Origin of the sequence: Caballeronia sp. (genome assembly GCF_049581465.1) — a bacterium.
Taxonomy (GTDB): Bacteria; Pseudomonadota; Gammaproteobacteria; order Burkholderiales; family Burkholderiaceae; genus Caballeronia.
Window position 1 is genome coordinate 1 of the sequence record NZ_JBAUSA010000899.1, and the last position, 3,619, is coordinate 3,619.

Here is a 3,619-nt window from a genome sequence, read left to right on the forward strand (position 1 = left end):
GCACCTCGACGCGCTCTGGCGGCGCGAAATGGCAATGGGTTCGTATCGCGTGGCATGGCTGCCGTGCATGCTCGGCGACGGCCGCCGCGTAGACGCGCTGTCCTTCGTGATGCGTCGCGACGTGCCCTCCTACACTGGCAAGCTCGCCGACCACGTGGTGCGCCACGTGTTCGGCTGCGCCTGCGGCCGATACGGCACGACCCTCGACTACGTCAGCCGCACTGTGGAGGCGCTACGCGAATGCGGCATGCCCGACCGGGCGCTGGAAGCCCTTCTTCGACGATGCAAGGCGGCCAATTCATCGCAGGAATGAAGTGTTGCTCGTCAAAATCGCAACAAAAGGTGATTCGACCCCGTGAGGACTGACCAATTGGCCAGCATCATCGCTGCGACATACTTCGCCCATACTTATCAGTTAGGATGCTTGCAAGTCTGCAAGACGAGCTGAAATGGGCTTGCAATTTCCTTCGTGTATTCTTAACTCTCCGCTATTTCGCGCCCGGAACTGTCCGGGCGCTCCACTATGAACGACGCCTATCCCAGTCGACGACACTCCGACAAACCTCCGGAAAAGCGCACGCTGCTCGAGCGCCTGACCGATTTCATCTCGCACGAACCCGAGTCGCGCGACGAACTCCTGGTGGTCCTTCAGGACGCCCACGAGCGCAATTTGCTCGATGCCGACTCACTCTCCATGATCGAGGGCGTGTTCCAAGTCTCCGAACTCTGCGCCCGCGACATCATGATTCCGCGTGCCCAGATGGACGCCATCAACATCGCGGAAACCCCTGAGCAATTCATTCCCTTCATGCTGGAGAAAGCGCACTCGCGCTATCCGGTTTTTGAAGGCAACCGCGACAACGTGGTTGGCGTGCTGCTTGCGAAGGACCTGCTGCGCTATTACCACGAAGAAGAATTCGACGTCCGCGGCATGCTGCGCCCCGCCGTGTTCATTCCCGAGTCGAAGCGCCTGAACGTGTTGCTGCACGACTTCCGGGTGAACCGGAATCACATCGCGATCGTCGTCGACGAATACGGCGGCGTGGCCGGACTGATCACCATAGAAGACGTGCTTGAACAGATTGTGGGCGACATCGAGGACGAATACGACTTCGACGAAGAAGCGGGCAATATCATCGCGACGCCGGACGGACGGCACCGCGTGCGCGCGCTGACGGAGATCGAGCAGTTCAACGAAGCATTCGGTACGACGTATTCCGACGACGAAGTCGACACCATCGGCGGCCTGGTCACGCACCGGTTCGGACGCGTGCCGCATCGTGGGGAAAAGGTACGTATCGACGACTTCATATTCGAGATCCTGCGCGGCGACGCGCGACAGATTCACGTGCTGCGCGTGAGTCGCGCGCCGAACGCGGGTACCCCGGCAGGACTGTCTATTGACAGTCACGACGACGACCGGGACTAAGGCAATCAGCGCCAACCAGCGCGCCCTTTTTGGGTCCAGCGCAAAGCCGGGTGGCTTTGCGTTTCTGCGTCAATTGACATGTCGAGCGACGGTCGCGCTACGCCAGTCCTAACCTTTTTGCCGATTCCGTAATCAATGGCCGATTCATCGTTTCGATTCTTCTCCCGGCGCGGCGATCGCCCGTCGTCCACTGAGCCGCTTGCGGGCAAAAGCGAAGCGCTTCCCCTCTGGCATTACCTTGTCGCGGCCATTCTTGGGGCAGCGAACACGCTTTCATTTGCGCCCACGCCTCATGGCGGCTGGCTGGAACTGGTGATCTTCACGCTTTTTTTCGCGTGGCTGTCCCGTACGAACGGATGGTGGAGTGCGGCCCTGACGGGCTGGGCATTCGGGCTGGGCAACTTCCTGACGGGCGTCTGGTGGCTGTACGTCAGCATGCATGACTACGGCGGCATGGCCGCGCCGCTGGCAGGCGCTGCCGTCCTGCTGTTTTGCATGTACCTCTCGGTTTATCCGGCGCTATCGGGTGTCGTCTGGTCGTTGTGCGCGGGACGGGCGCACTACGACGACGAAGATGAGGGCGTTGACGATGAACCCCGCTTCGCGCCCACCTGGCACGGCGCGTTCACGTTCGCGAGCGCCTGGGCGCTGGGCGAATGGCTGCGCGGCCTTGTGTTCACGGGCTTCCCATGGCTTGCGAGTGGATATGCTCAAGTCGACGGCCCGTTGTCCGGGTTCGGGCCTATCGGCGGCGTGTATGGTGTCGGGTGGGTGCTAGCGCTGGTCGCCGCGTTGCTCGTACAGGCCTTTTATGCGACGCGCCGCTCAATGCCGAAGAATGCGCGCTTCGCGCCTCTAGGCGTTGCCGTGGCGCTGCTCGTGTCCGGTATGTTGCTGTCGCTCGCCGAATGGACGACGCCCGCCAATGCGCCGCTCACCGTTCGCCTGCTGCAGGGCAATGTGAAGCAGGAGATGAAATTCGAGCAGGAAGGCGTGGACCAATCGCTCGCGTTGTACAGGAAGCTGATCACTGAAAAACCGGCGGATCTCATCGTCACGCCTGAGACTGCGCTGCCTGTCCTTGCCGTGCAAATACCACAGGACCTGGCGCTCGCGCTGCGCAAATTCTCCGATACCACCGGCTCGTCGATCCTGTTCGGCGCGATCGGCGTGACGATCACGCCTGAAGGCCGAGCCACCGACTACACGAACAGCCTGTTCGGCATCACGCCCGATGTGCGTGACGTGTATCGATACGACAAGCATCACCTTGTGCCGTTCGGCGAATTCGTTCCCACGGGCTTTCACTGGTTCGTCGCGTTGATGGGCATTCCTCTTGGCGATCTTGCGCGCGGCGTGCCGGTCCAGAAATCGTTTCTCGTTGAAAACCAGCCGATCGCCGTCAATATTTGCTACGAGGATATTTTCGGTGAGGAAATAGCGCAAACGATCCGCGAACAGGAAGCGCCGGCTGGGATTCTTGTCAATTCGTCGAACCTTGCGTGGTTCGGCAACACCATCGCGCTCGACCAGCACTTACAGATGGCGCGCATGCGCTCGATCGAGACTGGCCGGCCCATGTTGCGCGCGACCAATACGGGAGCGACCGCGGTGATCGCGGCGAACGGCGACGTGGTTGCAAGGTTGCCGGTCTTCACGACCGGTTCCATCGATGCCACCGTGCAAGGCATGTCTGGGCGCACGCCGTATATAACGAGCGGCAATCTCACTGTCGTCCTTGTGTCGATGTTGTTGCTGGCGTTCGGTTTCGCGTATGCGCCCAAGCGTGAGCGCAAGCCTCGCGTGCCGGGGGCCTGAGCGCGTCATGTTTGTCATCCGAAAAGCGACTCGCGAAGACGTGACGGCGGCCTGGGACATCCGTCGCGCGGCTGTGATGAGCGAGTGCATCCGTTTGTATCCGGCCGAGCAACTGGAAGAATGGACGGGCGGCGTGGCGTCGACTGCGTTTGCGGCGGCTGTTGAGGAGGGCTTTCTTGTCGCGACGGTGGACGATCGTGTGGTTGCCACGGGCATGATCAGCCTTGCGACGGGCAAGATCGATGCGATCTTTGTTCATCCTGACTTCATGAAGCGCGGGATTGGGGCTGCCATGATTGGGCATCTGGAAGAACTGGCGTGTTCGGAGAGGCTACCGGAGCTGACGCTTGATTCGACGCTCAATGCCGCGGC

Annotated in this window: 4 protein-coding genes; all 4 read left to right on the top strand. The window is 61.1% G+C overall.

All coding sequences use genetic code 11. From position 1 onward, the window contains the following. A partial coding sequence (locus tag WCA53_RS22025) for a gamma-glutamylcyclotransferase (protein ID WP_423915581.1) occupies positions 1–313 on the top strand: 313 nt, incomplete at its 5' end. A 210-nt stretch (positions 314–523) separates the two neighbouring features. After that, positions 524–1,429, top strand: a complete 906-nt coding sequence (locus tag WCA53_RS22030; protein ID WP_423915582.1) for an HlyC/CorC family transporter — start codon at positions 524–526, stop codon at positions 1,427–1,429. Between the two features lie 135 nt (positions 1,430–1,564). Further along, a complete protein-coding gene (gene lnt / locus WCA53_RS22035; protein ID WP_423915583.1) occupies positions 1,565–3,247 on the top strand; it encodes an apolipoprotein N-acyltransferase in 1,683 nt (560 codons plus the stop codon). A 7-nt stretch (positions 3,248–3,254) separates the two neighbouring features. Continuing rightward, on the top strand, positions 3,255–3,619 hold a 365-nt coding region (locus WCA53_RS22040), incomplete at its 3' end, for a GNAT family N-acetyltransferase (RefSeq protein ID WP_423915584.1).

Bases quoted from the DNA above. Each gene is read 5' to 3' on its own strand.
- WCA53_RS22030 (WP_423915582.1), top strand. From the start codon at position 524: ATGAACGACGCCTATCCCAGTCGACGACACTCCGACAAACCTCCGGAA.
- lnt (WP_423915583.1), top strand. From the start codon at position 1,565: ATGGCCGATTCATCGTTTCGATTCTTCTCCCGGCGCGGCGATCGCCCG.